A 26806-nucleotide genomic window follows, 5' to 3' on the forward strand; every position below is an offset into this window, starting at 1 on the left:
CTGCGCCTGAGGCGCGGGCTGCGGCTGGGCGCCGGGCTCGCCCTGCTGACCGGGCTGGGCCTGGGGCTGGCCGGGGGGCGCGGACTGCTGTTGCGGGTAGCCGTAGCCGGGCTGGCCCTGGGTGGGCTGGGGGTAGCCCGGTATCCGGGCTGCGGGCCGGGCGTACCGGGCGCGGCGCCGGGCTGGCCGCCCTGCTGGCCCGGCTGCTGTGCCTGGGGGCGGGTGCGGCTGGGCACCGGGCTGCCCCTGCGGGGCCTGAGGCTGGCCGGGTGCGCCCTGCGGGCCCGCCTGCGGCGGCTGCTGTCCGTGCGGCGGCTGGCCGTACGGCTGGGGCTGACCACCCTGCGCGGCGGGCTGTGCGGCACCCTGACCGGGCACCTGGCCGCCGTCCTGCCCGGGCATCGGCTGCTGCGGGTTCGGCTGCTGGGCCGGAGCCGGGTAGCCGTAACCGCCCTGCGCGCCCTGGTGCGGCACGGACGGCGCACCGGGCGGCGTGCCCGGACCCTGCGCGGGGGGCTGGGCACCGCCCTGCTGCGGTCCCGGCGTGGCACCCGTGGCCGGCGGGAAGCCGTAACCGCCCTGGCCCGCGGCAGGCGCCTCGCCCGCACCCTGCCCGGCGGCCGGCCAGGCCCCGGACGACGGCGCGGCGGACCCGCCGGGCCCGTTCTGCGCCTGCGGGTCGGCGGGCCGGAACTCCGGCGGCAGCGGCGGCAACGACGGCGCGGGCCCCTGCGGCGGGGCCGGCGACCACGCGGCCGCAGCGGGCGCACCGTGCGGCGGCGTCTCGGGCGCCGCGTCCTCGCTCAGCGGCTCGGGCTGCTCGACCACGGGCCCGGAGCCGGCCGCGGCCCCGGACGCACCCTGGCCACTCCCGGCACCGGCAGCACCGGCCCCGGCGGCGTTCTCGTCGTCACCCGGGCCGTCCCCGGCGGCACGCTCGTCCGCCGACTCCTTCTTCTCCGGGCCCTGTGCGGCACCGCCGTTCGAGCCCCCGAAGCCCTCCGCCGCCGCACCGGCCGCGTCACCGGCCTTCTCACCCTCGGCGGCGTCACCGGCCGGGCTCCCCGCACCGGACGCGTCCGCCGCCCCGGCGGCATCGCCCGCCGGAGCCGTCGTCGAGGCGGGAGCCGGGTCAGCGGCCGGGGGCGGCGTCGTGATCTCCGGCGTCACCACCGGCGGGAACAGCGGCTCACCCGACGGCGGCGGAGGCGGCGGCACCGTACCGCTCGCCCCGGCCCCGGACCCGGAGCCCGCTCCCGTACCGGCGTTCTGCGTGTACCAAGCAGGCGGGGTGTAGTCGATGGTGAACTCACCCGTCATTTCGGGATCCGCGTCGGACTGATCCTCGCCGGGGGTGATGCCGCCCGTGCGGATCTCGTCCCGATCGCTGCTCACTACGCCTCCTGCTGTGGTCTGGTCCCTCTGAATCCCGCGACGCGACACCGTTCACGCGCATCGCTCACACACGTACGCCGAATCACCGGATCCCCCTGACACGCCGGGCGTTCCCGTGGGTTCCCCTGTCGCTCGACCCAAGCCTAAACGCCACGGCCGACAGCCCGGCAGGCCCGTCTTTGCCCGATACCTGTCTGTTGCCTCAGGTTACGCACGTCCCCCACGGCCCGTAGCCGCGAAGAAAAACAACGAGCCGCACCCCGGTGAATCACCGAGCTCAGCCCTCCCGCAGTCACCAATCACCCCAACTGCCCCAAGTGCCGCAACCCTCGCAACAGCCCCGAACACCCGCCAAGCGCCCCCAATGTGAGCCGGCGACGCCGCCCGAAGGCCCGGTACCGGGTCAGGCCCTGAGACAACACCCCACGCCCCAGGGCGGCGGCCGACAGTAGCCGACCTGCGGCCGGCAGCGGCTGACCCGCGGTCGATGGCGACCGCCCGGCAGCCGACGGCGGATCGTTGCCCGGCGACCGACGACCGCCACCAACAGCCCACCGGTCAGTCCATCCGCCGGGGATCCCCGAGCAGCCCTCTCTCCGCCTCCGTCGGCTGGGTCATCACGTACTGCCGTGTCCGATCGTCACCGCACCACAGCGTGAGCCCGTCGCCGATCGACGGCAGCGCCTCGACATCCCGCTGCGACAGCCCGAGGATCCGCGCGGCGTGTGCGGCCTCGTCGGGGGAGATCCGCTGAAGGCCGACGAGGTGCGCGGCGTTCATCAGCCGCGGAGCCACCGGGCTCAGGTACGGCAGCAGCGTCAGCACCGACTGCCACGGGGCCGAGGACACCCGCCCGCGCGGCGGCCGCATGCCGCAGTCCCGCACGACCAGTACCGGGCTGCCGACGGTCGCGCCCATCGGCGGCACCCGCCCCACGTCGTGCAGGGTCAGGCACTCCTGGCCGGCGCCCGCCGCGTGCGCCACGTTCGTCCACATCTGGGGCCGGCCCGTCTCGACCGCGACGCGCGCCCCCGTACCCGCGGCGCGCAGCGCGAGCGCCTGGGCCGTCCACAGCCCGCCGATCAGCAGCACGTCGAAGGGGGAGGGGTGGTACAGGCCCAGTACGGCCGGACGGTTCTCCGCGTCATGACCCACCGTCAGACCGTCGTCCCCGAGCGGCAGCGTCAGCGCGCCGAGGTGGTCGACCGGCAGTACGTGCCGTTCCCGGCGCGGTCCGTACAGGCCCCGCAGGGCCGAGGTCGCCGAAGCCATCAGCGCGCACCTCCCAGCGGCAGCGTCGCCACCGCACCGGGCAGCTGCTCCCGGTCCAGCCGGACCAGGCCCAGCTTCGCCGCGCGTGCGGCCGACTCCAACTGCCGCCGGGCACGCGAGAGTTCGGCGTCCGAACGGCCGGTGAGCCGTACATGCCCGCTGATCCCGGCCGCCCCGTTCCGGTCGCCGGCCGTCACGGTCAGGCTGAACGTCGAGGCCAGTGTCGGTACCGACGTCAGCGCCGACACCAGGCGGGGGAGCGGCGTGGCCGAACGGCCCAACTCGGGCCAGCGGCCCACCCCGTACGTCGTGTGCAGCCGGTCGTCGCACTTCCAGACCCGCGTCGTCTCCTGCGTACGCCGGGCCGGCGCGGCGTCGGGCAGCCCGGCCCGCGCGGTCGCCACCGGGTTGGCGCAGGTGGAGGTCGCCAGCGCCGCTATCAGCTCCTGCTCGTCCAGGACGGTGGTCAGGAAGCCGGCCCCCGTGAGCCGGCTCGCCAGATGATCGGTCGCACGCGTCAGACAGCGCTGCGCACCCGTCAGTCCGCCGCCGCGCGCCTCGACCGCCTCCCGGCACAGCTCGGGGTCGAACTTCAGCGCCACCCACATCAGCCGCAGCGCGGGCGCCCCGGTCTGCTGCTGGAGGGGGAGGTAGCTCTGCCGGGCCATCGCGTGCTCGGGCAGATGCGGCGCGGGAGCGGGCTGCACGTGCTGCACGACCTGCACGGACTCCAGCTTGATGCCGTCCACGTCCAGCGCGTCGTGCAGCAGCGTCAGCGGCAGCGCCCGCGCACCGCCCGACGGCCGCAGCGCACTGCCCTTGGCCTCGACCCGTACCACGGCCGTCAGGAACGTCCCGTCCCCGGCCATACCGACCGTCCGCCGGTCCCGGTCCAGATACCCGTACGTCCGCAGCCCCGGCACCGCCTCGGCGGCCGGCGCCAGACTCGGATCCACCCCGGCCCCCAGCGGCGCGGCAGCGCTCTTCCGCGCCCGCAACGCAAGCACGGTCGCCAGCCAGTCCCGCACCGACAACCGCCGCCGACGCAACACCGCGAGCAGCACCAGCGCCACGGCCACCACAATGCCCGGCACCAACAGCAACATGTCCACCGCAGCGGCCACCAGAACCACCGCCAGCGCCACCTCGATCAACACGAGCTGCTGGAGCTGGATGGGGCCTATGCGGTTGGTGCGGTGTTCGGTCCGCACGACCGTCGACGCGGGGGCGACGGGGCGGGCGTTGGAGGAGGCGGGCGTACCCCGGCCGGCTGCGCGGCGCCCGCGGTCGCGGTGTGAGCGATCACCGCGGCGATCCGCTGAGGGGTGAACCCGTGTCGCCGTTCCCATCCCCCGGAAGCCCCCTAGTGTCCGCGTTCGTCCCTTGCGCAGAAGGGCCGTGAATCAGGGCGACCACCCTACTACTCGAGCAGCACTCCGAGATCACCCGTCACTGCCGTCCCATCTGGGCGAGTTGGCCGTGTGTGTACCGCGGAACGACTCCCCGTGGTGTCAACTCCGCGCTTCGGAGAACGGCCCCCATGGGCGCGTACGCGCCATGATTCGGCATAGTGGGTTCCCCTCGGTGTCACGCGTCGCATCGAGTGGGGCACACAACGGGGCAGTTGGCGCAGTGGGGAGAAACAGGCGGACATGGCATCACGGCGGGACGAGCTCAACGCCTACACCTTTGCGAAAAGGCGGCTGGTCGCGTCGTTTCTCCAGCCGTCACCCAGCGGCACGGAGGAAGGTGCGCCGCGTCCGCTGCAGGCCGTCCTTCCCGGGGTGATCACCGCCGCGGTGCTCGTCGCGGGCTTCGGGGCCTGGGGGATGTTCAAGCCCACGGCGCCGCAGGGCTGGGACGATCCCGCCACGAAGGTCATCGTCGGCAGCGACTCGACCACGCGGTACGTCGTGCTGGAGACCGACAAGCACAAGATGCTCCACCCCGTACTCAATCTCGCCTCCGCGAGACTGCTGCTCAAGACGGACGACTTCCAGGTCGTCAACGTCGACGACAAGGTCCTCGACGACGGCAAGATCCCGCGCGGCCCGACGCTGGGCATTCCTTACGCGCCGGACCGGCTGCCCACCTCCGACGAGGCGAAGAAGGCGAAGCGCTGGGCCGTCTGCGAGCAGCAGGGACAGGGCAGCCGCGACGTGCAGAAGGCCACGTTCGTCTTCGCCGACCGGGAGGCGAAGGAGGTCGAAGGGGCGGAGCGGCTGCACGGCGGTGACGTGATGTACGTCGAGGGGCCGGGCCACAAGCTGTACCTGGTGGACAGGTCGGGCACGAAGTACGCACTCGAACCTGACGACGGCCTCCTGCGGACCGTGGCAACAAGGGGCAAGCCCCAACGGGTGAGCAACGAGTGGCTCGCCACGCTCAAGACCGGCGACGACATCCACTTCCCCACGGTGACGGGTGCCGGTACGCCCGCGAATGTGCCCGGGGACCTGGACGACGACACCAAGAGGGTCGGCATGGTGCTGAAGGCCCCCGAGTCGGGCAGCGGCGAATGGCACCACTACGTCGTGCTCAAGGACCGCGTCGCGCCGATCTCGGACTTCATGGCGCAGCTGCTGCTCGCCGGCGAGACCGAGCTGGGCCAGCACAACGTCGCCAAACAGGTGAGTGCGGGGGCCTTCACCAGCAGCGGTGCCGAGTTCGGGGGTGACCTCAGGTGGCCCGACAAGTTCACCAAGCGGGTCAACTACTCGGACGGCACGCACGGCGGCCGCGACACGGTCTGCAACGTGCTGCGCAAGGTCGACGGCAAGAACAACACCACGCTCAGCACCTGGGCGGGCACCAGCTACCCGCACAAGATCGCGGACGCGACGGCGAGCACGTACGTCACCCCCGGCTCCGGGCTGCTCTTCCGGCAGGTCCAGGGGCACCAGACCAAGTCCGGTCTGGTCTTCCTGCTCACCGACTCCGGGCTGCGGTACGGCGTGCAGAGCAACAGCGACAGTGGTACCGGCAAGTCCAGGATCGGCTCGGACGGCAAGAAGAGCGCGGCGAAGACGCAGGAGCAGCAGGTACTGCAGACGCAGAAGCGCCTGGGCTACGAGGGCGTCACGCCGGTACCGGTGCCGGCGGCCTGGTCGCAGTTCCTCTCGACGGGGCCGCGGCTGGACGTCAACAGCGCCAGCCAGCCGCAGGGTTCGTAGGGCCACGAGGCGGAGGAGACAGACACCCATGCCCCGACAGGCCCGTCCGACGCGCTGGCTGACCGTACTGGCGGCCACCGCCCTGACCACCGCGGGCACCGCGCTCGCTGCGCCCGCCGCGAGCGCCGCGGACAGTACCCAGTGCACCTTTCCCTCCAAGGCGAAGATCAAGGGCCTTCCCTGGTCCCTGCAGCGCGTCCAGCTCGATCAGCTCTGGTCGGTGACCAAGGGCGCAGGGGAGCGGATCGCCGTGATCGACACCGGCGTCGACAACACCAACAAGCAGCTCAGAGGTGCCGTCGACACGACCAGGGGCGCGAACGTCCTGCCGAAGAAACTCAAGAAGGACCAGTACGGGGAGGTCTCCCCGCGCGGCAAGGCGAACGGCACCACGGACACCGTCGGACACGGGACCAAGGTCGCCGGCATCATCGCCGCCCGGCCGAGCGAGGAGAACCAGTTCGTCGGCATCGCCCCCGAGGCCACGATCATCCCGATCAAGCAGAACGACGACAAGGGCAGCGGCACCGCACAGGACCTCGCCCGCGCCATCCAACACGCGGTCAAGGTGGGCGCCGACGTCATCAACATCTCGCAGGACACGGAGGAGGCGCTGCCCGACGACAACGTCCTCCACGACGCCGTCAACGAGGCGCTGCGCCGCGACATCGTGGTCGTCGCCTCGGCGGGCAACGACGGCCTCGGCGGTAACGTCAAGGAGACGTACCCCGCCGCCTACGACGGAGTCCTGGCCGTCGCGGCCTCCGACCGCAACAACGAGCGGGCCGTCTTCTCCCAGTCGGGGGACTTCGTCGGGGTCGCGGCCCCCGGCGTGGACATGGTCTCCACGGTTCCCAAGGGCGGCCTGTGCGTGGACAACGGGACCAGCTTCTCCGCGCCGTACGTCGCCGGCGTCGCCGCGCTGGTGCGGGCGGCCCACAAGGACTGGGGCCGACAACGCGTGGTGACCCAGATCGAGCAGACCGCGGAGCGCTCCATCCCGGGCCGGGACGACCACGTCGGCTGGGGCGTCGTCGACCCGGTGCGCGCGGTGACGGAGGAGGGCGGCCCGGTCGACCACCCCGTCGCGCAGGGCGGTGTCAGCAAGGGCGCCGTACCGGACGTGCCACCGCTCCCGGAGGGTGAGACCCCGCAGCAGCGCGACGAACGCCTCGGCACGTACGCGGTCGTGGGCGGAGGGCTGCTGGTGGCCGTCATCGCCGGGTCCTCACTCGTCTACCGGGACTGGCGCCGGCGTCGCCCGGTCGGGTGACGCCCCCACCTACTCATCACACGATCGTGACAATGTGGAGTCCGCGGGGCGACCGGGGTGTCAGTGGCGGATGAGACGCTGTTCACCAGTGAAGAAGAGCGCCGGACGGGCCAACTGGCGCTGTGCGATACGCGACTGTGCCGACCGACCGAATTAGCTAATGTTGCATCAGACGCCTCACGCGTCGCGAAGAACGTAACGGGGGAAGGGGGAGAGGACCGTGGGGGTTCCGGAATCGGAGCTCGGAGGCGCACCTCAACCGATGTCCGCGGCGGGACAGGACGCGCGGTCGCACGTCAGGCTCGGACCGGGTGAGCTGCGCTCCCTCAAGAGGAAGGTGGACGCGGCGCTGCGGAAGCTCGAGTCGTCCTCGGGATCGAAGGAAAAGCTCAGCCAGCAGATCATCCCCAGCGCCTCGTTCGGCGCGAGCTCCTTCGGCGAAGCCGCGGACCTCAGCCGCATGTACGAGCGGGTGCACACGCACCTGACGAACCTCTCGCAGACGCTCGGCGACCAGATCGAGGCGATGGGCATCGCCGTCCTCGGCACGCAGCACGGCTTCGAGAAGATCGACGACGACCAGCGGCGACGCTTCTACGAGATCCAGACGCGGACGCAGGAGTGGTACGACGAGCACCACGCGAAGCCGCGCGACAAGCGCGACGACCGCAAGCACACCGAGCTGTGACCGGGAGGGGGACAGAAGATGACTGACGAAGGTACGTCGCGCGAGGTCAGGCCCGACTATCCGGCCATGCTGGCCCGGACCCGGCAGGGCCTGCGAGCCGCTGCCGGAGTGGCGCCGATCCTGCTCCCCGCTCTCACCAGGTTCGGCGGCACGAACTTCGAGAACCACAACCTGGACGACATGCTCGACATGATCGAGTCCGCCAGGCCGAGCGACCTCGAACACACCGGGGACGCTCTCATCGACGCCGCCGACGCGATCAAGGAAGTCGGCGAGGAGCTGAAGAAGTACGCCGAACACGCCGAGTGGGACGGCGAGTCCGGCGAGGCCATGCGCAAGTGGACCGACAACCTGAGCAAGAACACGCTGAAGCTCGCCACGTACAGCAAGACCGCAGGCCATCAGCTCAAGAACGCCGGCGAGGGCCTGGCGACCGTCAAGAAGTCCATGCCGAAGCGGGACGCGGACGGCGGCCTCGCCGAAGCGGTCAAGGACATCCCGACCCCGGCCCGCGTCGACACCAACCCCGCCTACGCCAAGGCGAAAAAGCGCGAGGGCGACCGCCAGGAAGCCATCACCCAGATGAACAAGCTCAGCTCCTACTACATCGTGTCCCACGACACGATGGCTACGCAGGAGGAGCCGGTGTTCGCGCCTATGCCGGATGTGGGGATGCCGGCTCCGTCGTACGACTTGCCGATCGGCGAGGGCGGCGGCAAGCCGATCGGCGCGGGCGGGCACGCTGTGCAGCCTGTCATGGGTGGCCATGGACCGGAGGCGGGAGGGGGCGATGCGTCGCAGTACACCCCTCACCACCGGGTCATCGCTCCGGAGCAGGAAATCGGTACAAACATTGACAGCGTGACCATGCCGCATCCGCCTGCGGACACCCACGCGCCGGTGCCGACCTCGCCTCCGAACTCCCCCGGCCCTATCGCGAACCAAGGCAACCCCCTTCCTCCCGGCCCCATCAACACAGGTCCGCTTCCCAGAGGCGCGGGGAAGCTGCCGGGGCTTTCCGGGCCCCCGCGGAGCGGTCCGCTGCCGGGTGGCGGCACGGCGCGTCCCAACCCCATGGCCCCGGGCGCCATGCGCCCGAACTCGCCCGGGCAGCCCGGCGCGACGGGCCGGCCCGGGCCGATGGGGCAGCCGGGAACGGCCGGCCGGCCGAGCGGGGTGAGCCCTCGGGCCATCGGCCGCCCGGGCGGTACGGGCCTCGGCCCCGGAGCCAACGGAGCACGCCCGGGTTCGGGTGCGATGCCACGCGGCGGCCGTAACGGCATCGTCGGGGGCACGCCCAGCACCCCCGGCCGCGCGTCCACCTCGTCCCCGGGCGCCCGAGCGGTCACGCCGGGGGGTGAGCACGGTACGACCACGGGCCGTGGCGTCATCGGAGCGGGCGCGAAAACTCCGGCGGAGTCGTCCGCGGAGAGGGCGGCATCGGCCCGCAGGCTCGCCACCAACCAGGGTGGCGTCGTCGGAACCCCGCGCTCGGAGGCCGGGTCCGCGGGCCGCGGCCAGCGCGGTTTCACCCAGGGCGGCACAGGGTTGGTGCACAACACCGGAGGAGAGGAGCACCCTGCGGGCGCGCCTCGTGGAGGTGCCGGTACGTCGCAGCCTCGAAACGAGTCGCAGAAGGAAAACCGCCGGCCGGGACAGCCGACCGAAGACGAAGAGACGTGGAATTCAGGGCGGCGGCGCAATACTGCCCCGCCGGTCATCGAGTGACTCAGGTGAGGCGAGGAATGACGGCTGGAGAGAACCGGACGGCGATGCCGAGGAACACGCGGAGGCTGCGTCGCCGCACGCTCCCCGTGCTGGCGGCAACAGGCGCCTGGGCGGTGTGCCTCATGGGCGCTGCGCCTGCCGCCGTCGCGGAGGACGTCCAGTCGAAGCAGTGGTACCTGGACTCCATGCAGGCCGAACAGATGTGGAAGGTCAGCAGGGGGGAAGGGATAAAGGTCGCAGTCGTCGACAGCGGTGTGAACCCGTCGACCCCTTCCCTGGAAGGCCAAGTGCTGCCCGGCAAGGACCTGTCCGGTGCGTCGGGCGATGCATATGACGACTATCTCGGACACGGCACCACCATGGCGGAGCTGATTGCCGGCACGGGCAAGGGCGGCGGTCTGCGGGGCCTGGCGCCGGGCGCGAAAATCGTGCCGATTCGGAACAACCTCAAGGGCGTCCAGGGCGGGCCGAAGGAAAGGCAGTCGGCTCAGGCCATTCGTGCCGCTGCGAACACGGACGCGCGAATTATCAACCTGTCATTCGGTAGCGAATACAGCGATCCGCAGTTGAAGGAGGCGGTGAAGTACGCCGCCGAAAAGGGGAAGCTGCTCATCGCTGGTACGGGTAACGATGGCGAGGGCAAGAACCGGCCCTTCTACCCGGCTGCCTACCCGGAAGTCATCGGCGTGGGCTCGATCGACGCGCAGGGTGAGGTGTCCAAGTACTCCGGCAGCGGCAACCACGTCACGGTGGTCTCGCCAGGCTCCGACATCCCCAAGTGGTGCGACAAAACCCTCAAGACCTACTGCGACGGCGACGGCGGCACCAGTGCCGCCACCGCCATCGCCTCCGCCTCCGCGGCGCTCATTTGGTCCAAGCACCGTGACTGGAACGCGAATCAGGTCGGCCGCGTGCTGGTCGGGACCACCGACGGGGTCATGGAGAAGCGGAGCCCCAGCAAGTACGTCGGTTACGGAGCCGTCCGGCCCCGGCTCAACGTTCTGGAGGGCAAGGGCACACCGGGCAATCCCGACCGGCCCGCCTTCCTGGACAACGGCGATTTCGACACGTCGAAGGCCGCGTTCGAAGAATCCGCCGGCACGCCCGCAAAGGGCGACGGAGCCGACTCCGGGAAGACCGACGCCGGTTCGCAGGCCGATCCGGCGAAGGCGTCCTCCGGCGACAACACCACACTCTGGACGAGCCTCGGTATCGCTGCCGCGGTGATCGTCCTCGGGGGCGGTGCGTTCGCTTTCCTGCGGGCGCGCCGGGGATGACACCTCATCCGACTGTCCCTGAAGGTTCAGCACATAAAAAGTAGAGGGAGGATGACATGGCAGGCGGCACGAAGCTTACCGACGCTCAACTGGCCAAGCTCGAGAAGGACCTGGTCCAGCGGTTCGAGAACATCAAGACGCATGTGCGGAAGCTGAACACGGCGATCGACAGCGTCGAGGGCCGTTGGAAGGGTATCGGCGCGGGCGGCTTCAACACCACGCAGACCGACCTCAACAACAGGCTCAATTCCATGGGCAAGCAGCTGGCCGGTTTCGTGGAAGCCATTCAGGCGACCCGGAAGCTCTCCGGCAACACCGACCACGCGGTCGAGCAGGCCATCAAGAAGCAGGCCAACGTGGTCGACGGCGGAGGGGTCGGCCCGGGGGGCCAGATTCCCTCGAAGCTGAGCATGTTCTGAGCCCAGTCGACCGATGACCATCAGCGATCGCTTTTCGGTCGCAGCAGAAAGCGAGGGACCCCATGGCTCACAATGACGGCGAAATGCTCGTCGACTACGCGACTCTTGAATCCACCGCGAAGCAGATCGAGGACCAGTCGAAGCTGCTTCACGAGGACCTTGAGTGGATCATGCATGCGCTCAAGGGCGTCAGCGAGATGTGGGAAGGTGAGGCCAAGACCGCCTACCACACCGCCCAGACGAAGTGGAACCAGGACACCGCGGCGATCAAGGAAGCCCTTGACGCCGTTTCCACGTCGATCCGGCACGGCCGGGACGACTACCACCTGAGCGACAAGAAGGGCGCGTCGTTCTTCGACTAGTCACTCAGGGGCCTACGTGGGCACGCGCGGGAGGTGCCTACCGTGAACGTCCGAGTGATCAGTAAGGCGAAGGCCGTCACCACAGAGCATCTGCGGTGACGGCCTTCGTCGTTTTGGGGTGGCAGCTATGCCTTCGCCGACTGCCGGCAGGATGTCAGTTCTCGCAACTGCCCTTGCGGACCGTGACGTCATAGGTCGTGTCACGCATCATCAGCTTCCCCGAGTCGTCCGAGCCGCCAGGAACATAGCCGTTCTCCACTACCTTGAGGCAGTACGGGTACTGGCCGTGCGTATTGGTGACGGTGAAGCGTTCGCCGCCGTCCTCCGTCCGTCCCGCGGACTCGGCATCGAGGCCCCAGGGTGCCGGGCCGACTGCCGGCGCTTGGGCCTTCATCGCTTCGTCCAGCGCCGCGTCGACCTGGATCCGGTAATCGGGCTCGACCGGCCCGGTCGTGGCCAGCACCGACTCCTTCTCCAGTATGTCCACCGCCTTCATCACGGCAGTGCGGACCTCACCGCTGTCGGTGGTGGAGGCTTCCTTCTCGTACCAGATGAAGCCCCCGACGCCGAAGAGGAACAGTGCCGCCACGACGGCGTGCACCTGCCGGAAGGCGTAGGCGGCATCGGACGGCTCGGCGGCTTTCGGGTTCCGGTACTTCCAGGCCTCGAAATTCCAGAAGAGGCGACGGGGATCGATGCACGCCAGCAAGAGGAAGACCGCACCCATTGCCCAGAGTACGATGACGAACTTCATGTCGAGGCCGGCTCTCCTGCTCGGGTGGGGCGGGCGCGATATGTTCGGCCGGCCAGCCACTTTGCGGTACCCCAGCCGCGTCCAGCTCTTCGGGTGGGGCTCAAGAACGGATCGGTGACGAGCGGTTGACGCAGCGGCCGTCACGCGGAATCGGTGATAATGGTCGCAGATATATGAGTGCTATGGCATGTGCGGGGCAACGCAACCGTGTTCCTGGGCAGATTTCTTGGCGAATGCGGTGAGCGCATCGATTTTGAAGGAACGAGGCGGGTTCTCGGGCTGTGCGTCACTGCCGCCATCGTAGAGCAGGGAGAAGGTGTAGATCGCCCGCTCCGCTGTGCCCGGACACTGGGCGGTTCCCCAGGTCAGGGCCCCTTCGTTCGTCATTCCCGCTTCGCTGTCCACGGTGCTCATGTCCGTATTTTTGGAAAAACTCTTGGCGTACGGCCCGTAGTAAGCAGAGATGCGGTAAAGGGGAATCTTTCCATCCCGGCCGGTGAGAACGCAGTCTTCGATGGGTGCATTCTTGCTGCTCTCCGACTCCCGCGCACGGGTTACCGCCACCTTCTTGGCCGAGGAAGCGAGTGGGCGTAGCGGTTCGCATGTTCCGGACGCCCGCGGAAGCGGTACGGGTGGCTTGTCGGAGGCGGTCGAGACGGACTGCGTCGTGTCGGATGAGTCGTGATCGCAGCCGAATGTGGTGGCAGCCTTCTTGGCGATCTCAACCGTCGCGCGTGCGAACGAGGTGCGCAGCCGACCGGAAGAATCCATCGCCGACCCGTCCGAAGGGCGCGTCAGTTGGGAATCGACAGTCAGCCCGTCGCTTCCTCTGTTGCGGCACGCCAAGGTCACGGAAGAATGAGCCAGGCCCTGGCTGGAGGTGAGGACGCCAGGCCATGTCCCGAGAGGAACGAAGCTCGACTCGTGTGTGGATGAGGAGGTGCGTCCCAGAGTCTGGGTGACCTTGTCGTCGTGGGAACTCCAGCGGACCTGTACGTCCATGGAATTCTGGCCGCCCCGGACGGCGGTACTGCAGGATGCAAGCGTTCCGTCCGGAGATTCCTTGGAATCTCTTGCGTAAGCTCGACTACTTCCGAGCGCCGCTCGAAGGCTGTCTTTCTCCAGCACTCCGTCGCACGCCGAAGAGAGCCCCCGGTCGTCCTGCCAGCTTCCCAGGGTGCCGCTGAAGTAGAGCCCGCCGAAAATGAGGGGGAGGGCGCCCAGCGACACTGCAGCAGCGATCTTCAAGCGTCGGCGTCGATGTCGTTGCATGGGATGGTCCTTTTATCTCGATTCGCGGCGCTCGTCAGGACTCCGGACGGTCCAGCCATTTGAAGGCTTCCGAACGGGCAGTATTGTGAGTGTCCAGGCCCTTGCCGTCGAGATTTCTCACTTCCCAGTCGTCGCTGTCGTACCCTTGCTTCTTGCCCCATTGGTACACGAGGTTGTCGACTTCTTTCTGCCCGGCTTCGAAGTTGGCCCTGTCCTCCTTGCCGGCTTGAGCACCGGCTTCTGCGATGGTTTCCTTCGTCCAGTCGTACATGCCGAAGTCAAGGATGCGGTTTGCGGCATCGCCCAATACCGGCACGGCCTTCGGTGAGGACGGAATGAAGTTGAGGGCGGTTCCGCTGGTCGAAGTGACGTGGTGATTCAGATCGCGTGCCCACTGAATTTTTGCGTCGCGCTTGTCGTACAGGACATCGGAAGTGACGCCGTCATAGAAGCCGAAGGCCGAGGAAGCCGCGTGGATCACGCCGTCCCTCTGTGATTCCTCCGCCGGATTCTTCGGGACGATGGGAACGCCCGCGAGTGTGTCGGCGGCGTACTGCCGCTCGGCCGCGTACATGTCGCCGTACGCCGCGGGGTCCTCGGCCACCCCGCGCATGACGTTCACCAGGTCATTCCGGCTCACCGCCATGCCGACCGCGCCGGAGTCCTCGTTCCTGAACACGCCTCCCTCGTCACCGAACTGCTTGTAGGTGCCGTTGGTGCGCGACAGGATCTCGTGCGTGTCCGGGGTGTAGTCCGTGAGCATGTGGCCCAGCGGGGCACGGAGGTTGGCGGGCATCTTGGCGCCGCTCTGGTCATCCCCGTTGAGCAGCTTGATGGTGTCGCGCATGACGCGGGCCTCAGCCTCGGTGTGCCCACCGTACGCATGCTCGGTGCCCGGTACGTTCCCTGTCGCCGCCGACTCCAGTGCCGCCCCGAACCCATGCCGGTTGTAGAGCTCGCTCATGGTGTCGTTGTCCGAGACCATCCCCGGGCCGTTCATGACGTACTTGGGCCAGTCGCGGTCCTTGAGCAGGTACTTCAGATGGTCGTTGTGCTGGGGGTCGAGGTATGCCGTGGAGGCGGCGGGGTCCTTGCTCATGATTCCCAGCACCCCGTCGAGCGGGTCGTGCTCGATGCCCTTCTGGACCGGCTTGCCGTTCCAGATGTCCCAGAGGTCGGGCTGTTTCTTCTCCGTCTCGATGATGTCGTTGGCGAGATGGTGCATGAACTGGTCGTCGTAGCCGCTGCCGTGCTTGAGGAGCGTGACGAAGTCCTGGTAGCCGTAGACCGGCTCGGTGTTGCTGGCGAAGTTCTTGGTGCCGACCTCCTTGAGGTCGCCCAGGAACTTCTTGTTGAACCGACCGTCGGCGCTGTCCAGCCACTCCTTGTAGGCCTTGGAGTCCACGGGCATCTTGGCGACCGATGCGGGCACCTTGGTCGCGGTGGCGATCGAGTCGGCCAGCCCCTTCTCGACGCGATTGCCGTCCTTGCCCATCTCGCGGAGCGTGTTGCCGAGCTTGATGGTGTTCTCCGCGCCCAGACCGTTGAGGTACGTCCGGGAGAACGCCTTGTCGTCGGAGTTGTCGCGGAAGAGCCGCTCCAGCTCCGCCATTTCCTGCGGGGGCAGCTTGCCCTCGGAGTTGAGCTTCGTGCTCAGCTCGTCGGCACGCTTGCCCTCCACCTTCTCGATGTCGCCCTCGGCCTTGGCGTTGAAGCCGTTCTTGATGCCGTCGAGGGGGGCGGAGTCGACGGTGACGGCGTCGAGGGCGAGCTTGACGCCCTGGTCGGCGTCGTCCATGTCCTTGACGGCCTTGGCGATGCGCTTGGTCCAGTATTCGGGGACTTCGCTCGCGCTGCCGTCGTGGGTGACGGCGCGCTTGGTCTCCGAGTCCATGTTGTCCCAGTCCCAGCTGCAGACACCCTTGTCCGAAGAGATCAGCATCTTGGCGTGCTTGGCGTCGGCGATCTCGGACTTGAGCTTCTTGCGCAGTTCCACGAACTGGTGGTGCGCGTCGCGGAGGATGTCCGCGATGGCCTTGGCCTCCTTCTGGGCCCCGGTGTACTGACCCGAGGTCGTGCCGGTGGCCAGGAGGCCGGCCTGGGCGTGCTGGCCGGACGCGGAGCCGTCCTCGAAGATGCCTTTGACCTTCTGGTCGTAGATCTTGGCGGCGTCCTTGAACATCTCCGCCGTCTTGTCCCACTTCTCGGCGGCGTCCGTGAGCGTGCTGAGATCGGTGTGCAGCGCGTCGTGGTAGCTGAGCATGAGTCCCCCGTGCGGCCTCAGGTGGTGGCTGGTGCGTCGAAGCGGCGATCGGCGCCGCGGTGTCCGTCGTCGGTGGGCGCAGCTCTCAGAGGCCCGAGATCTGGGACTTCGGGGAGAGGTACGGCGGCCCCTGCTGCTGGAGGAGCGGCGGCTGCTGCGGCTTCCCCGACGGGTTCTCCGGGGTGCACTGCTGCAGCCCGTTGTACGCGGCGTGGTCGCCGTCCTGGAGCGTGTTGTTGGTGCTGGTGAGGGCCTGCCGCTCACGGGAGAGGCGGCCCTGCAGCGTCTTGACCGACTTCTCCCAGTCGGTCATGAGGCTCTTGAGCCCCTTGCCGGTCTCCCAGCCGTCGAAGGCCTTCTGCGCCTTCGTCGTGGCCTCGTCCGCGTGGCCGCCGGCCTTCTTGGTGTCCGGTACGACGTCCTTGTCCAGGGCCTCCGCGGCGGCCTTCTTCTTGGCCGGTGAGCTCGCGAGCGGTGTGCTGCCGCCCGGCGGCAGCAGCAGCCCGTTGTTGCCGCCCGGCGTCAGTGGCCCGGTGCTGTTGATCTGCGTATGGGTGCCGGCTGCGGTGCTCCGGGAGCGGAGGCCCGCCCACTCGTCCTCGAACGACACTGTTTCCCCCTGAATGACGTCGGCGTCCTGCTTCGCGACCACGAGCTGTCGGTACATGTCAAGCTAGCAAGATCGATGCAGCGCGCGCACCCGTGTACGCCGGTTCCGGTTGGGCATGACCGAACAGCCGGAAATGGGTGCGGGGCTCGCCGTACGCCGAGCCCCGCACACCGTCACTGGAATTCCGGCAGCCATCCCAGCTGCACCAGTGGCGTCCCGCGCTTCCGCGAGACGAAGTAACCGCGGCCCGGGGGCATCGGGCGGGGGCGGACGTTGCCGAGCAGGTCGCCCTCGCTCGGGTCGCCCGAGAGGACCACGCCCTGGGCGCCCAGCTCCTTGATGCGCTGCATGAACGACTCGTACATCGACCGGGAGGCACCGGCGGAGCTGCGCGCGATGATGAAGCGGATGCCGATGTCGCGGGCGAACGGCAGGTTGTCGGTGAGCTGGGCCAGCGGGTTGCCGCTGGAGGTGGAGACCAGCTCGTAGTCGTCGACGATGATGAAGATCTTCGGGCCGCTCCACCAGCTGCGGTCGCGCAGCTGCTGCGCGGTGACGTCGGGTGCCGGGGCCCGGCGTTCCATCAGGCCGTGCAGTGCCTGCATGTGCGCCTCCATGGAGTTGGCCATGGGGGCGTACTCCAGCAGGTGCGACTCGGGGATCGCGCTGAGCAGGCTGCGGCGGTAGTCGCCGACGACGATCTTCGCCTCGTCCGGGTGGTACCGCTCGGAGATCTGCTTCGCCAGCAACCGCAGCACGCCCGTCTTGCCGGACTCGCTGTCGCCGAAGACCAGGAAGAAGGGGTCGGTCTCGAAGTCCACGAAGACCGGTTCGAGGTTGTTCTCGTCCAGGGCGAAGGCCACACCGCGCTCCGGGTGGTCGCCGCCCTTCGGAAGCTGGTGCGCTGGCACCTCGCGGGGGAGCATGCGCACGGCGGGCGCGGGCGCGTACGGCCAGTGGCTCGCGATCACGCGGTTCATCTCGGCCGTGGCGTCGGAGAGGTCGCCGGCCTGCGAGATGCCGTCGATCCGCGGCAGGGCGCCCATGAAGTGCAGCTTCTCCGGCGTCTGGCCGCGGCCGGGCACGCCTGCCGGGACGTTGGCCGCGACCTTGCGGTCGAAGTCGGAGTCCATGGTGTCGCCGAGCCGCAGCTCCAGCCGGTTCATCAGCTGGTCCTTGAGGGCGGCGCGCACCTCCATGCTGCGGGTGGCCGTGATGACGACGTGGATGCCGTAGCCGAGGCCGCGCGCGGCGATGTCGTTGACGAGGGCCTCCGCCATCTCGTACTCGGCCCGGAAGTTGCCCCAGCCGTCGATGACCAGGAAGACGTCGCCCCACGCCTGGTCGGCGGCCTGGCCGCGGGCCCGCATCCGGCGGTAGGTGGCGATGGAGTCGATGTCGTGGGCGCGGAAGTACTCCTCGCGGCGGGCGAGGATGCCGGCGACCTCGGCGACGGTACGGCGCACCCGGTCCGGGTCGAGGCGCGAGGCGATCCCGCCGACGTGCGGCAGCCCGGACACCGCGGAGAGCCCGCCGCCACCGAAGTCGAGGCCGTAGAACTGCACCTCGGTCGGGGTGTGGGTGAGCGCGAAGGACGAGATGAGGGTGCGCAGCAGCGTGGACTTGCCGGACTGCGGGCCGCCGACGATGAGCATGTGGCCGGCCGCGCCGGAGAAGTCGCGGTAGAGCGGGTCACGACGCTGCTCGAACGGCTTGTCGACGAGGCCCAGGGGCACGATCAGCCGGCCGAGGTAGGGGTAGTCGGGCATCGTCAGGCCCCGGCCCTCCACCGGCGCGAGGCCCGGCAGCAGCTCGTCCAGCGGGGCCGCGGTGTCCAGCGGCGGCAGCCACACCTGGTGGGCGGGGGTGCCCCGGCCCTCCAGGCGGCGGACGATGACGTCCAGGACGGTGTCGGCCAGTGCGTCGTCCTGGGCGGGACGCTGCTCCGGTACCTGCGCGGCGACCGGGTCGGGGGCCGCGTACTGGACCGGGACCGGGGCGGCCGTGAAGAGCACCGGGCGGCGGTCGACGGGGAGCGGCCCGGCCGGGGCACGGTCGGCGCCGGCACCGTCGCGGTACACGCCGGAGACGTACGCCGCCTTGAAGCGGACCATCTCGTCCGTGCCGAACTTCAGGTAGCCGGAACCGGGCACGGACGGCAGGTGGTAGGCGTCGGGGACGCCGAGGGCCGCACGGGATTCGGCGGCCGAGAAGGTGCGCAGGCCGACGCGGTAGGAGAGGTACGTCTCCAGGCCGCGCAGCCGGCCCTCCTCCAGGCGCTGCGAGGCGAGCAGCAGGTGGACACCGAGCGACCGGCCGATGCGGCCGATCTGGATGAACATGTCGATGAAGTCCGGCTTGGCGGTGAGCAGCTCGCTGAACTCGTCGATGACCAGGACGAGCGAGGCGATCGGCTCCAGCGGCGCGCCGGCCAGCCGGGCCTTCTCGTAGTCGTGGATGTTGGCGTAGTTGCCGGCGTCGCGCAGCATCTCCTGGCGCCGGTTGAGCTCACCGCGGATGGAGTCGCCCATGCGGTCGACGAGCGTGAGGTCGTCCGCGAGGTTGGTGATCACCGCCGCGACGTGCGGCATCTGGGACATGCCGGCGAAGGTGGCGCCGCCCTTGAAGTCCGCCAGGACGAAGTTGAGGGTCTCGGAGGAGTGGGTGACGGCCAGGCCGAGCACGAGGGTGCGCAGCAGCTCGGACTTGCCGGAACCGGTCGCACCGACGCACAGACCGTGCGGGCCCATGCCGTCCTGCGCCGCTTCCTTGAGGTCGAGCATGACCGGCTGGCCGTCCTCGCCGACACCGATCGGTACGCGCAGCCGCTCCGCCTGGGAACGCGGCCGCCAGGTCCGCTGGGTGTCGACGGAGGCCGCGTCGCCGAGGTTGAGAAGGTCGGTGAACTCCAGGTTGGCGAGCAGCGGTTCGTCGTCGTCCCCGCCGCTGCCCATGCGCAGCGGCGCGAGCTGGCGCGCCAGCGCCTCGGCGGCCGCCACGGACAGGTAGTCCGGCACGCCGTCGTAGACCATGCCCCGCCCGGCCTCGAGCTGCAGGGCGCCGGGCCGTACGAGGACGGACAGGTCGCCGCGGGGCGCGCTGAGTTCGCCCGGCACGACATCGAGGACGGTGACGCCCTGCAGTCCTTCGGGGGAGGCGAGCAGCGAGGTCGGCGGCACGTTCGTACCGTCCAGGACCACCAGCAGGTGCGGCATGTCCAGCAGCGGCTGGCCGCCGGCGTTGAACCGCGGCCTGCCCTCCAGCTTCACGGACAGCAGCTGCTCCAGTTCCCAGGCGTCCGTGGTGATGAGCCGGGGCGTGCCCGCGCCGTCGGCCGGGCCCTGGGCCTGGACGTGCGGCAGCCACTTGGCCCACTCCCAGCGGTCGGTGGCCTCGCCGGGCGCGGCCGCGATCGCGATGATGAGGTCGTCGGGGGAGTGCAGCGCGGCGAGCGAGGCGACCAGCGCGCGTGCGGTGCCGTGCACCGACTCGGGTTCGCCGGAGACCGCCATGTGGTAGAAGGCGCGCAGCGAGACCGCCATCGGCAGTCCGTCGAGGGTGCCGTGCACGCTGAGGAACCGGTGCATCGCACCGGCGGTGAGCGGTTCCAGCTCCTCGACCGGCGCGGTGTCCGGCGCGACCAGCGGTGTCGCCAGCTGCTGGGCGCCGAGGCCGATGCGCACCTGGCCGAAGTCCTCGTCGCCCACGCGCCGTTCCCACACGCGGCTGCCCTCGGCCACCAGGGACCAGAGCTGATCGGGGGAGGGGTGCAGGTAGTACTGCGCGTCGCGCTGCTTGCGCGCGGTCTTGCGGACCGTGCGGCGGGTCTGCGCGAGGTACTTGAGGTAGTCGCGGCGGGTGTCCGCCATCTGCCCCTGGGTGCCGCGCCGGTGACGCACCACCATCGTCACGATCATGCCGAGGGTCGACGCGATCATGAGGATGCCCATGATGCGCATGAACGGATTCGCCTGCGGCATGAAGAAGTACACCATCGAGCCGCCGCCCATTCCGACGGTCGGCAGGATCTGCATCAGCATGCCTTCTTGCCGCCCCTTGGGCAGCTCCGGCGGGGCTTCGAGCTGCAGTGGGTCCGTGGGCACCTCCGGAGGCAGAGCCCTCGGGGGACGCTTCACGACGATCTGACTCACCAGCGCACCAATCCCTTGTACGGGGAGGACTGTTCGCTGCCGACACCCCCGTGGCGACGGCTCCCACCCGTGCCGGGTGATCCTACTGGGATGTCAACAACCCCAAGAGCGCTAGGGTGGCGCACGGTAATTGCGCAGCTGCAAATAGACGTTGAATGTCGGGAATGAGGGGGAACTGCCCGTGAGTGCGACGGCTTCCATGACGGCCACGGGGGCGGCTACCGGCTTCTGCCGGGTCACAATTGTCGCGCCCGACAGCCGCATCGACGTGGCACTTCCCGAGGACATTCCCGTCGCCGACATCTACCCGGAAATTCTCCGGCTGAGCGGCCAGACCCCGGCCGACGGCGCACCTGTCGGATACCACTTGGTCCGCCGGGACGGCACCGTCCTGGACGGCTCCCGGTCCTTCGCGGCCCAGCGCATCCTGGACGGCGACGTGCTGAGCCTGCGGCCGTTCTCCGAGTCGCTGCCGCCCGCGGTCTACGACGACGTCTCCGACTCCGTCGCGTCGGCCGTCACCCGCGACCGCACGCTGTGGAACGACGATCTGCTGCGTACCGCAGGGCTGGCCGGCTCCATGGTGCTGCTGGTGCTGATGGGGTTCGTGCTGTGGTTCGCCGACCCGGCGCGGCACAACATGCACGGCCTGCCCGGCATCCTCGCCGCCGTCGCCGGTGTCCTGCTGGTCGCGCTGGCGGCCGTACGGGCCCGGGTGTACGACGACCGGGCCTCCGCGATCGCCCTCGGCCTCGGCAGCCTGCCGCACATCATGATCGCCGGGTCGGGGCTGCTGCCGCTGCCGGACGGCCAGGGCGTCGGCCGGCTGCAGTTCCTGCTCGGCTGCGTGGCCGTACTGATCGTCTCCGTCTTCCTGATCGCCGTCACGCCCAACGGTGACGGCCCGTTCGTCGCCGCCGCCTTCACCGCCACGGTCGGCACGCTCGCCACGTTCGTCGCGATCCTCACCGACCTCCGGCCCGTCGACACCGCCGCCATCTGCGTGTGCGTCGTGGTCGGCGTCATCGCCTTCCTGCCGGGCCTCTCGGCCCGCTTCGCCCGGCTGCCCATCGGCTACACCCCGCCGCGCACCCCCAGCTCCGGCTACGACGACCCGGACGCCACCCCCGAGACCGAGGGCCCCGTCGACGCCGAGCGCATCGCGGCGCAGGCCCGCCGCGGCCACGAAATGCTCGTCGGCCTGGTCGGCGGCTGCGCGGCGGTCGTCACCTTCGCCGCCGGTGTCCTCGGCTTCTCCGACTCGGTCTGGGGCCAGGTGCTCGCCTTCGCCGCCGGCCTGTCCATGCTGATGCGCGCCCGCCTCTTCCGCTACACCTCCCAGGTCACCTGTGCCCTGGCCGCCGGTCTCGCCGCCTTCGCCCTCCTCGGCCTCGGCCTCGCCCTGCACCCGCCGGCCGTCCTCGGCGACGGCGGTTTCGCCGCCGACCTGCGCACGATCTGGCTCACCGCCGCGATCGCCGCCGCCGCGGCCCTGGTCACCGCCATCGCCCTGATCGTCCCCCGCAAGGGCGTCACCCCCTTCTGGGCCCGCTTCGCCGAGCTCTTCGAAAACCTCGTCCTGCTGTCCCTGGTCCCGCTGTGCCTCGCGGTGATGAACGTGTACATGGCGGCGCGGGGGATGACCAGCAAGTAGGGTCCGGTCCAGGGGGCCCGCACCCCGCGACCTGGCAGCTCGCTACGCGCGGTCACCGGCACTGGTCACCCCCTGCTACCCTGGCTGAGCCCAGCCGAGTAATCGAAGCTCCTCTGTGAAGCAGACCAGAGGCGCTCGGTGGGGCTCAGAGGAAACCAAGGAGTACCGCGTGTCGCTCGACGCCGCTACGAAGAAGCAGATCATGGCCGAGTTCGCCACCAAGGAGGGTGACACCGGTTCCCCCGAGGTTCAGGTCGCGCTGCTCTCCCGCCGCATCTCGGACCTGACCGAGCACCTCAAGACCCACAAGCACGACCACCACTCCCGCCGTGGTCTGCTGCTGCTGGTCGGCCAGCGCCGCCGCCTGCTGCAGTACCTGGCGAAGAAGGACATCACCCGCTTCCGCCAGCTGGTGGAGCGCCTCGGCATCCGCCGTGGTGCGGCGGGCGCCAAGTAAGACGTCGTGGAGGGAGCGGTTCCCGGGACCGGGGGCCGCTCCCTTTGCCGTACGCGGGAAAACTCCCGTGGGTGCCGGACACCCGATGCTTCCGGCACCCCCTGGTGGCCAGAAGCTTTGTAGTCTGGTCCCACAACGCCATACCGACGGCGCAGCAACGACAGCGCCGTGGCCGGCGCGCCGCGTTCCTCACCGACCGGTGCGCCACGCAGACAACGCAACAGCGAAACGCGAAAGAGGTGGGGCGCCCATCAGCCGCCGGTCCTCGGTAGTGGCCTCCGGTGACGCGCGGGCCCTCAGGGCTCGCCACGCACCGGGTGCTTCGATCGAAGACCGGCCCGCACAGGCGCTCCACCATCCATGATCCGCTGCCACACGGGCAGCGGGTCGCAGACGGTCCCCTGCCAGACGGGCAGCGGACGCAGACGAGGAGATATTCCTGGTGGAGAACGAGACCCACTACGCCGAGGCCGTCATCGACAACGGTTCCTTCGGCACCCGCACCATCCGCTTCGAGACGGGCCGCCTGGCCAAGCAGGCCGCCGGTTCCGCCGTGGCGTACCTGGACGACGACACCATGGTGCTGTCGGCCACCACCGCTTCGAAGAACCCCAAGGACCAGCTGGACTTCTTCCCGCTGACCGTGGACGTCGAGGAGCGGATGTACTCGGCCGGCAAGATCCCCGGCTCCTTCTTCCGTCGTGAGGGCCGGCCCTCCGAGGACGCGATCCTCACCTGCCGCCTGATCGACCGCCCGCTGCGCCCCTCCTTCAAGAAGGGCCTGCGGAACGAGATCCAGATCGTCGAGACGATCATGGCGCTCAACCCCGACCACCTGTACGACGTGGTCGCGATCAACGCCGCCTCCTGCTCGACGCAGCTGGCCGGCCTGCCGTTCTCCGGCCCCATCGGCGGCACCCGTGTCGCGCTGATCAAGGGCCAGTGGGTGGCCTTCCCGACCCACACCGAGCTCGAGGACGCCGTCTTCGACATGGTCGTGGCCGGCCGCGTCCTGCCCGACGGCGACGTCGCGATCATGATGGTCGAGGCCGAGGCCACCGAGAAGACCATCCAGCTGGTCAAGGACGGCGCCGAGGCCCCGACCGAGGAGGTCGTGGCCGCCGGTCTGGAGGCCGCGAAGCCCTTCATCAAGGTGCTGTGCAAGGCCCAGTCGGACCTCGCCGCCAAGGCCGCCAAGCCGACCGGCGAGTTCCCGATCTTCCTCGACTACCAGGACGACGTCCTGGAGGCGCTGACCAAGGCCGTCAAGGGCGAGCTCGCCCAGGCCCTGACCATCGCCGGCAAGCAGGAGCGCGAGGCCGAGCTGGACCGCGTCAAGGCGCTGGCCGCCGAGAAGCTGCTGCCGGAGTTCGAGGGCCGCGAGAAGGAGATCTCGGCCGCGTACCGCGCGCTGACCAAGTTCCTGGTCCGCGAGCGCGTCATCCGGGAGAAGAAGCGCATCGACGGCCGCGGTGTCACCGACATCCGTACGCTGGCCGCCGAGGTCGAGGCCATCCCGCGCGTGCACGGCTCGGCGCTGTTCGAGCGCGGCGAGACCCAGATCCTGGGCGTCACCACGCTGAACATGCTCCGCATGGAGCAGCAGCTGGACACGCTGTCGCCGGTGACGCGCAAGCGCTACATGCACAACTACAACTTCCCGCCCTACTCGACCGGTGAGACCGGCCGCGTGGGTTCGCCGAAGCGCCGCGAGATCGGCCACGGCGCGCTGGCGGAGCGCGCGATCGTCCCCGTGCTGCCGACCCGCGAGGAGTTCCCCTACGCGATTCGTCAGGTGTCCGAGGCCCTCGGCTCCAACGGCTCGACCTCGATGGGCTCCGTCTGCGCCTCGACCATGTCGCTGCTGAACGCCGGTGTGCCGCTGAAGGCCCCGGTCGCCGGTATCGCCATGGGTCTGATCTCGCAGGAGATCGACGGCGAGACGCACTACGTCACCCTCACCGACATCCTCGGTGCGGAGGACGCGTTCGGTGACATGGACTTCAAGGTCGCCGGTACGAAGCAGTTCGTGACCGCGCTGCAGCTCGACACCAAGCTCGACGGCATCCCCGCCTCGGTCCTGGCCGCCGCGCTGAAGCAGGCCCGCGACGCGCGTCTGCACATCCTGGACGTGATGAACGAGGCGATCGACGTTCCGGACGAGATGTCCCCGAACGCGCCGCGCATCATCACCGTCAAGATCCCGGTGGACAAGATCGGTGAGGTCATCGGCCCCAAGGGCAAGATGATCAACCAGATCCAGGAGGACACCGGCGCCGACATCACGATCGAGGACGACGGCACCATCTACATCGGTGCCGCCGACGGCCCGGCCGCCGAGGCCGCCCGCTCCACGATCAACGGCATCGCCAACCCGACCATGCCGGAGGTCGGCGAGCGCTACCTGGGCACGGTCGTGAAGACCACCACCTTCGGTGCGTTCGTCTCGCTGCTCCCGGGCAAGGACGGCCTGCTGCACATCTCGCAGATCCGCAAGCTCGCCGGCGGCAAGCGCGTGGAGAACGTCGAGGACGTGCTCGCGGTCGGCGCCAAGGTGCAGGTCGAGATCGCCGAGATCGACCAGCGCGGCAAGCTCTCCCTGATCCCCGTGATCGAGGGCGAGGAAGGCGACGAGGAGAAGAAGGACGACGCCGCCAAGTGACGTCCCGAGCTTCCCGGACGACGGCCCGCACCTCTTCGGAGGGGCGGGCCGTCGCCCGTACCCAAACGCTTCTCAAGGGCGAGGGCGGCGCCGGCACGGTCCGCAGGACGGTCCTCCCAGGCGGCCTGCGGGTCGTCACCGAGACCCTGCCCTCCGTACGGTCGGTGACCTTCGGGATCTGGGCGAACGTCGGCTCGCGCGACGAGACCCCGGCCCTCAACGGCGCCACCCACTATCTGGAACACCTGCTCTTCAAGGGCACGGAGCGGCGCAGCGCGCTGGACATCTCCGCCGCGATCGACGCGGTCGGCGGCGAGATGAACGCCTTCACCGCGAAGGAGTACACCTGCTACTACGCGCGGGTGCTCGACGCCGACCTGCCGCTGGCCATCGACGTGGTCTGCGACATGCTCACCGGCTCGCTGATCCGCGAGGAGGACGTGGACGTCGAGCGCGGGGCGATCCTCGAAGAGATCGCCATGACCGACGACGACCCGGGCGACTGCGTGCACGACCTCTTCGCGCACACCATGCTCGGGGACAGCCCGCTGGGCCGCCCCGTGCTCGGCACCGTCGACACGGTCAACGCGCTGAACGCGAGCCGCATACGCCGCTTCTACAAGAAGCACTACGACCCGACCCGCCTGGTCGTCACCGCCGCCGGCAACGTCGACCACGCCAAGGTCGTCCGCCAGGTCCGCCGCGCCTTCGAGCAGGCCGGCGCGCTGGACCGTACGGACGCGGTGCCGATGGACCCCCGCGGCGGCACCAAGGCGATCCGCACGGCCGGCCGGGTGGAGATGCTGGGCCGCAGGACCGAGCAGGCGCACCTCATCCTCGGGATGCCCGGCATGCCGCGCACCGACGAGCGCCGCTGGGCCATGGGCGTGCTGAACACCGCGCTCGGCGGCGGCATGAGCTCCCGCCTCTTCCAGGAGGTCCGGGAGAAGCGCGGACTGGCGTACAGCGTGTACTCCTACACCTCGGGCTACGCGGACTGCGGGCTCTTCGGGGTGTACGCGGGCTGCCGCCCGAGCCAGGTGCACGACGTGCTGAAGATCTGCCGGGACCAGCTGGACGACGTCGCCGAGCACGGGCTGTCCGACGACGAGGTCGAGCGGGCCATCGGCCAGCTGCGCGGCTCCACCGTCCTCGGCCTGGAGGACACCGGCGCGCTGATGAACCGCATCGGCAAGAGCGAGCTGTGCTGGGGCGACCAGATGTCGGTGGACGACATGCTCGCCCGGATAGCGGCCGTCACCCCGGACGACGTGCGCGAGGTCGCACGCGATGTACTGGGGCGGCGTCCTTCGCTGTCCGTCATCGGTCCGCTGAAGGACCGGCAGGCCGCCCGGCTGCACGACGCGGTCGCGTAGCCCCGGGCACGGCGGCGGCC

19 protein-coding genes are annotated in these 26806 nt (G+C 69.6%); 11 read left to right on the forward strand and 8 right to left on the reverse strand.

What is annotated here, in order from left to right:
* From C3486_RS38630 to eccE, 3 genes are all read right to left on the reverse strand, one after another.
* Positions 1 to 1395 (reverse strand): SCO5717 family growth-regulating ATPase (locus tag C3486_RS38630; RefSeq protein ID WP_308461273.1); only part of this gene is annotated, 1395 nt, incomplete at its 3' end.
* Positions 1396 to 1953: 558 nt separating this feature from the next.
* Positions 1954 to 2667, reverse strand: coding sequence for a hypothetical protein (locus C3486_RS28620; RefSeq protein WP_103835673.1), 714 nt, complete (start codon positions 2665 to 2667; stop codon positions 1954 to 1956).
* Positions 2667 to 4016, reverse strand: a complete 1350-nt coding sequence (gene eccE, locus C3486_RS28625) for a type VII secretion protein EccE (protein ID WP_103835674.1) — start codon at positions 4014 to 4016, stop codon at positions 2667 to 2669. Before eccE ends, C3486_RS28620 begins: the two co-directional genes overlap by 1 nt.
* Before the next feature lie 303 nt (positions 4017 to 4319).
* Here eccE and eccB point away from each other — a divergent pair, with 303 nt between their 5' ends.
* The 7 genes from eccB (at position 4320) to C3486_RS28660 (ending at position 11587) form a co-directional block, all read left to right on the forward strand.
* Complete coding sequence (eccB, locus tag C3486_RS28630) at positions 4320 to 5840, forward strand: type VII secretion protein EccB (protein ID WP_103835675.1); 1521 nt, start codon at positions 4320 to 4322, stop codon at positions 5838 to 5840.
* 28 nt (positions 5841 to 5868) lie between these two features.
* Entirely contained in the window at positions 5869 to 7113 is a 1245-nt protein-coding gene (mycP, locus tag C3486_RS28635; protein WP_103835676.1) for a type VII secretion-associated serine protease mycosin, read from the forward strand.
* A 262-nt stretch (positions 7114 to 7375) separates the two neighbouring features.
* Complete coding sequence (locus C3486_RS28640) at positions 7376 to 7801, forward strand: hypothetical protein (protein WP_103835677.1); 426 nt, start codon at positions 7376 to 7378, stop codon at positions 7799 to 7801.
* An 18-nt stretch (positions 7802 to 7819) separates the two neighbouring features.
* Positions 7820 to 9529: a hypothetical protein gene (locus C3486_RS28645; RefSeq protein ID WP_103835678.1), complete on the forward strand. Its 1710-nt coding sequence runs from the start codon at positions 7820 to 7822 to the stop codon at positions 9527 to 9529.
* Between the two features lie 17 nt (positions 9530 to 9546).
* Positions 9547 to 10806: a S8 family serine peptidase gene (locus C3486_RS28650; protein ID WP_258053043.1), complete on the forward strand. Its 1260-nt coding sequence runs from the start codon at positions 9547 to 9549 to the stop codon at positions 10804 to 10806.
* 56 nt (positions 10807 to 10862) lie between these two features.
* Positions 10863 to 11225 carry a hypothetical protein gene (locus C3486_RS28655; protein WP_103835680.1) on the forward strand — a complete coding sequence of 121 codons (363 nt, stop codon included), beginning with the start codon at positions 10863 to 10865 and terminating at the stop codon, positions 11223 to 11225.
* Positions 11226 to 11287: 62 nt separating this feature from the next.
* Complete coding sequence (locus tag C3486_RS28660) at positions 11288 to 11587, forward strand: WXG100 family type VII secretion target (protein ID WP_103835681.1); 300 nt, start codon at positions 11288 to 11290, stop codon at positions 11585 to 11587.
* A 154-nt stretch (positions 11588 to 11741) separates the two neighbouring features.
* Here C3486_RS28660 and C3486_RS28665 read toward each other — a convergent pair whose 3' ends face one another.
* The 5 genes from C3486_RS28665 to eccCa form a co-directional block, all read right to left on the reverse strand.
* Positions 11742 to 12341 (reverse strand): hypothetical protein, encoded by a 600-nt coding sequence (locus C3486_RS28665; protein WP_103835682.1) that lies wholly within the window; start codon positions 12339 to 12341, stop codon positions 11742 to 11744.
* A gap of 180 nt (positions 12342 to 12521) precedes the next feature.
* Complete coding sequence (locus C3486_RS37015; RefSeq protein WP_146075080.1) at positions 12522 to 13613, reverse strand: hypothetical protein; 1092 nt, start codon at positions 13611 to 13613, stop codon at positions 12522 to 12524.
* A gap of 34 nt (positions 13614 to 13647) precedes the next feature.
* The gene (locus C3486_RS28670; RefSeq protein WP_103835683.1) at positions 13648 to 15876 is read right to left on the reverse strand and encodes a DUF6571 family protein; all 2229 of its coding nucleotides are present in this window, start codon (positions 15874 to 15876) and stop codon (positions 13648 to 13650) included.
* Between the two features lie 85 nt (positions 15877 to 15961).
* Positions 15962 to 16543 (reverse strand): hypothetical protein, encoded by a 582-nt coding sequence (locus tag C3486_RS28675; RefSeq protein ID WP_103835684.1) that lies wholly within the window; start codon positions 16541 to 16543, stop codon positions 15962 to 15964.
* Positions 16544 to 16659: 116 nt separating this feature from the next.
* A complete protein-coding gene (eccCa, locus tag C3486_RS28680; protein WP_103835685.1) occupies positions 16660 to 20637 on the reverse strand; it encodes a type VII secretion protein EccCa in 3978 nt (1325 codons plus the stop codon).
* Positions 20638 to 20836: 199 nt separating this feature from the next.
* Between eccCa and eccD the strand changes: the two genes are divergently transcribed.
* The 4 genes from eccD to C3486_RS28700 all read left to right on the forward strand — a co-directional run bounded on the left by eccD (position 20837) and on the right by C3486_RS28700 (position 26786).
* Positions 20837 to 22291 carry a type VII secretion integral membrane protein EccD gene (gene eccD / locus C3486_RS28685; protein ID WP_103835686.1) on the forward strand — a complete coding sequence of 485 codons (1455 nt, stop codon included), beginning with the start codon at positions 20837 to 20839 and terminating at the stop codon, positions 22289 to 22291.
* 169 nt (positions 22292 to 22460) lie between these two features.
* Positions 22461 to 22748: a 30S ribosomal protein S15 gene (rpsO, locus tag C3486_RS28690; protein WP_030624900.1), complete on the forward strand. Its 288-nt coding sequence runs from the start codon at positions 22461 to 22463 to the stop codon at positions 22746 to 22748.
* Between the two features lie 442 nt (positions 22749 to 23190).
* Positions 23191 to 25410 (forward strand): polyribonucleotide nucleotidyltransferase, encoded by a 2220-nt coding sequence (locus tag C3486_RS28695; RefSeq protein WP_103835687.1) that lies wholly within the window; start codon positions 23191 to 23193, stop codon positions 25408 to 25410.
* The gene (locus tag C3486_RS28700) at positions 25407 to 26786 is read left to right on the forward strand and encodes a pitrilysin family protein (protein WP_103835688.1); all 1380 of its coding nucleotides are present in this window, start codon (positions 25407 to 25409) and stop codon (positions 26784 to 26786) included. Before C3486_RS28695 ends, C3486_RS28700 begins: the two co-directional genes overlap by 4 nt.
* Positions 26787 to 26806: the final 20 nt, after the last annotated feature.

Origin of the sequence: Streptomyces sp. Ru73, from assembly GCF_002920575.1 — a bacterium.
Classification (GTDB): Bacteria; Actinomycetota; Actinomycetes; order Streptomycetales; family Streptomycetaceae; genus Streptomyces.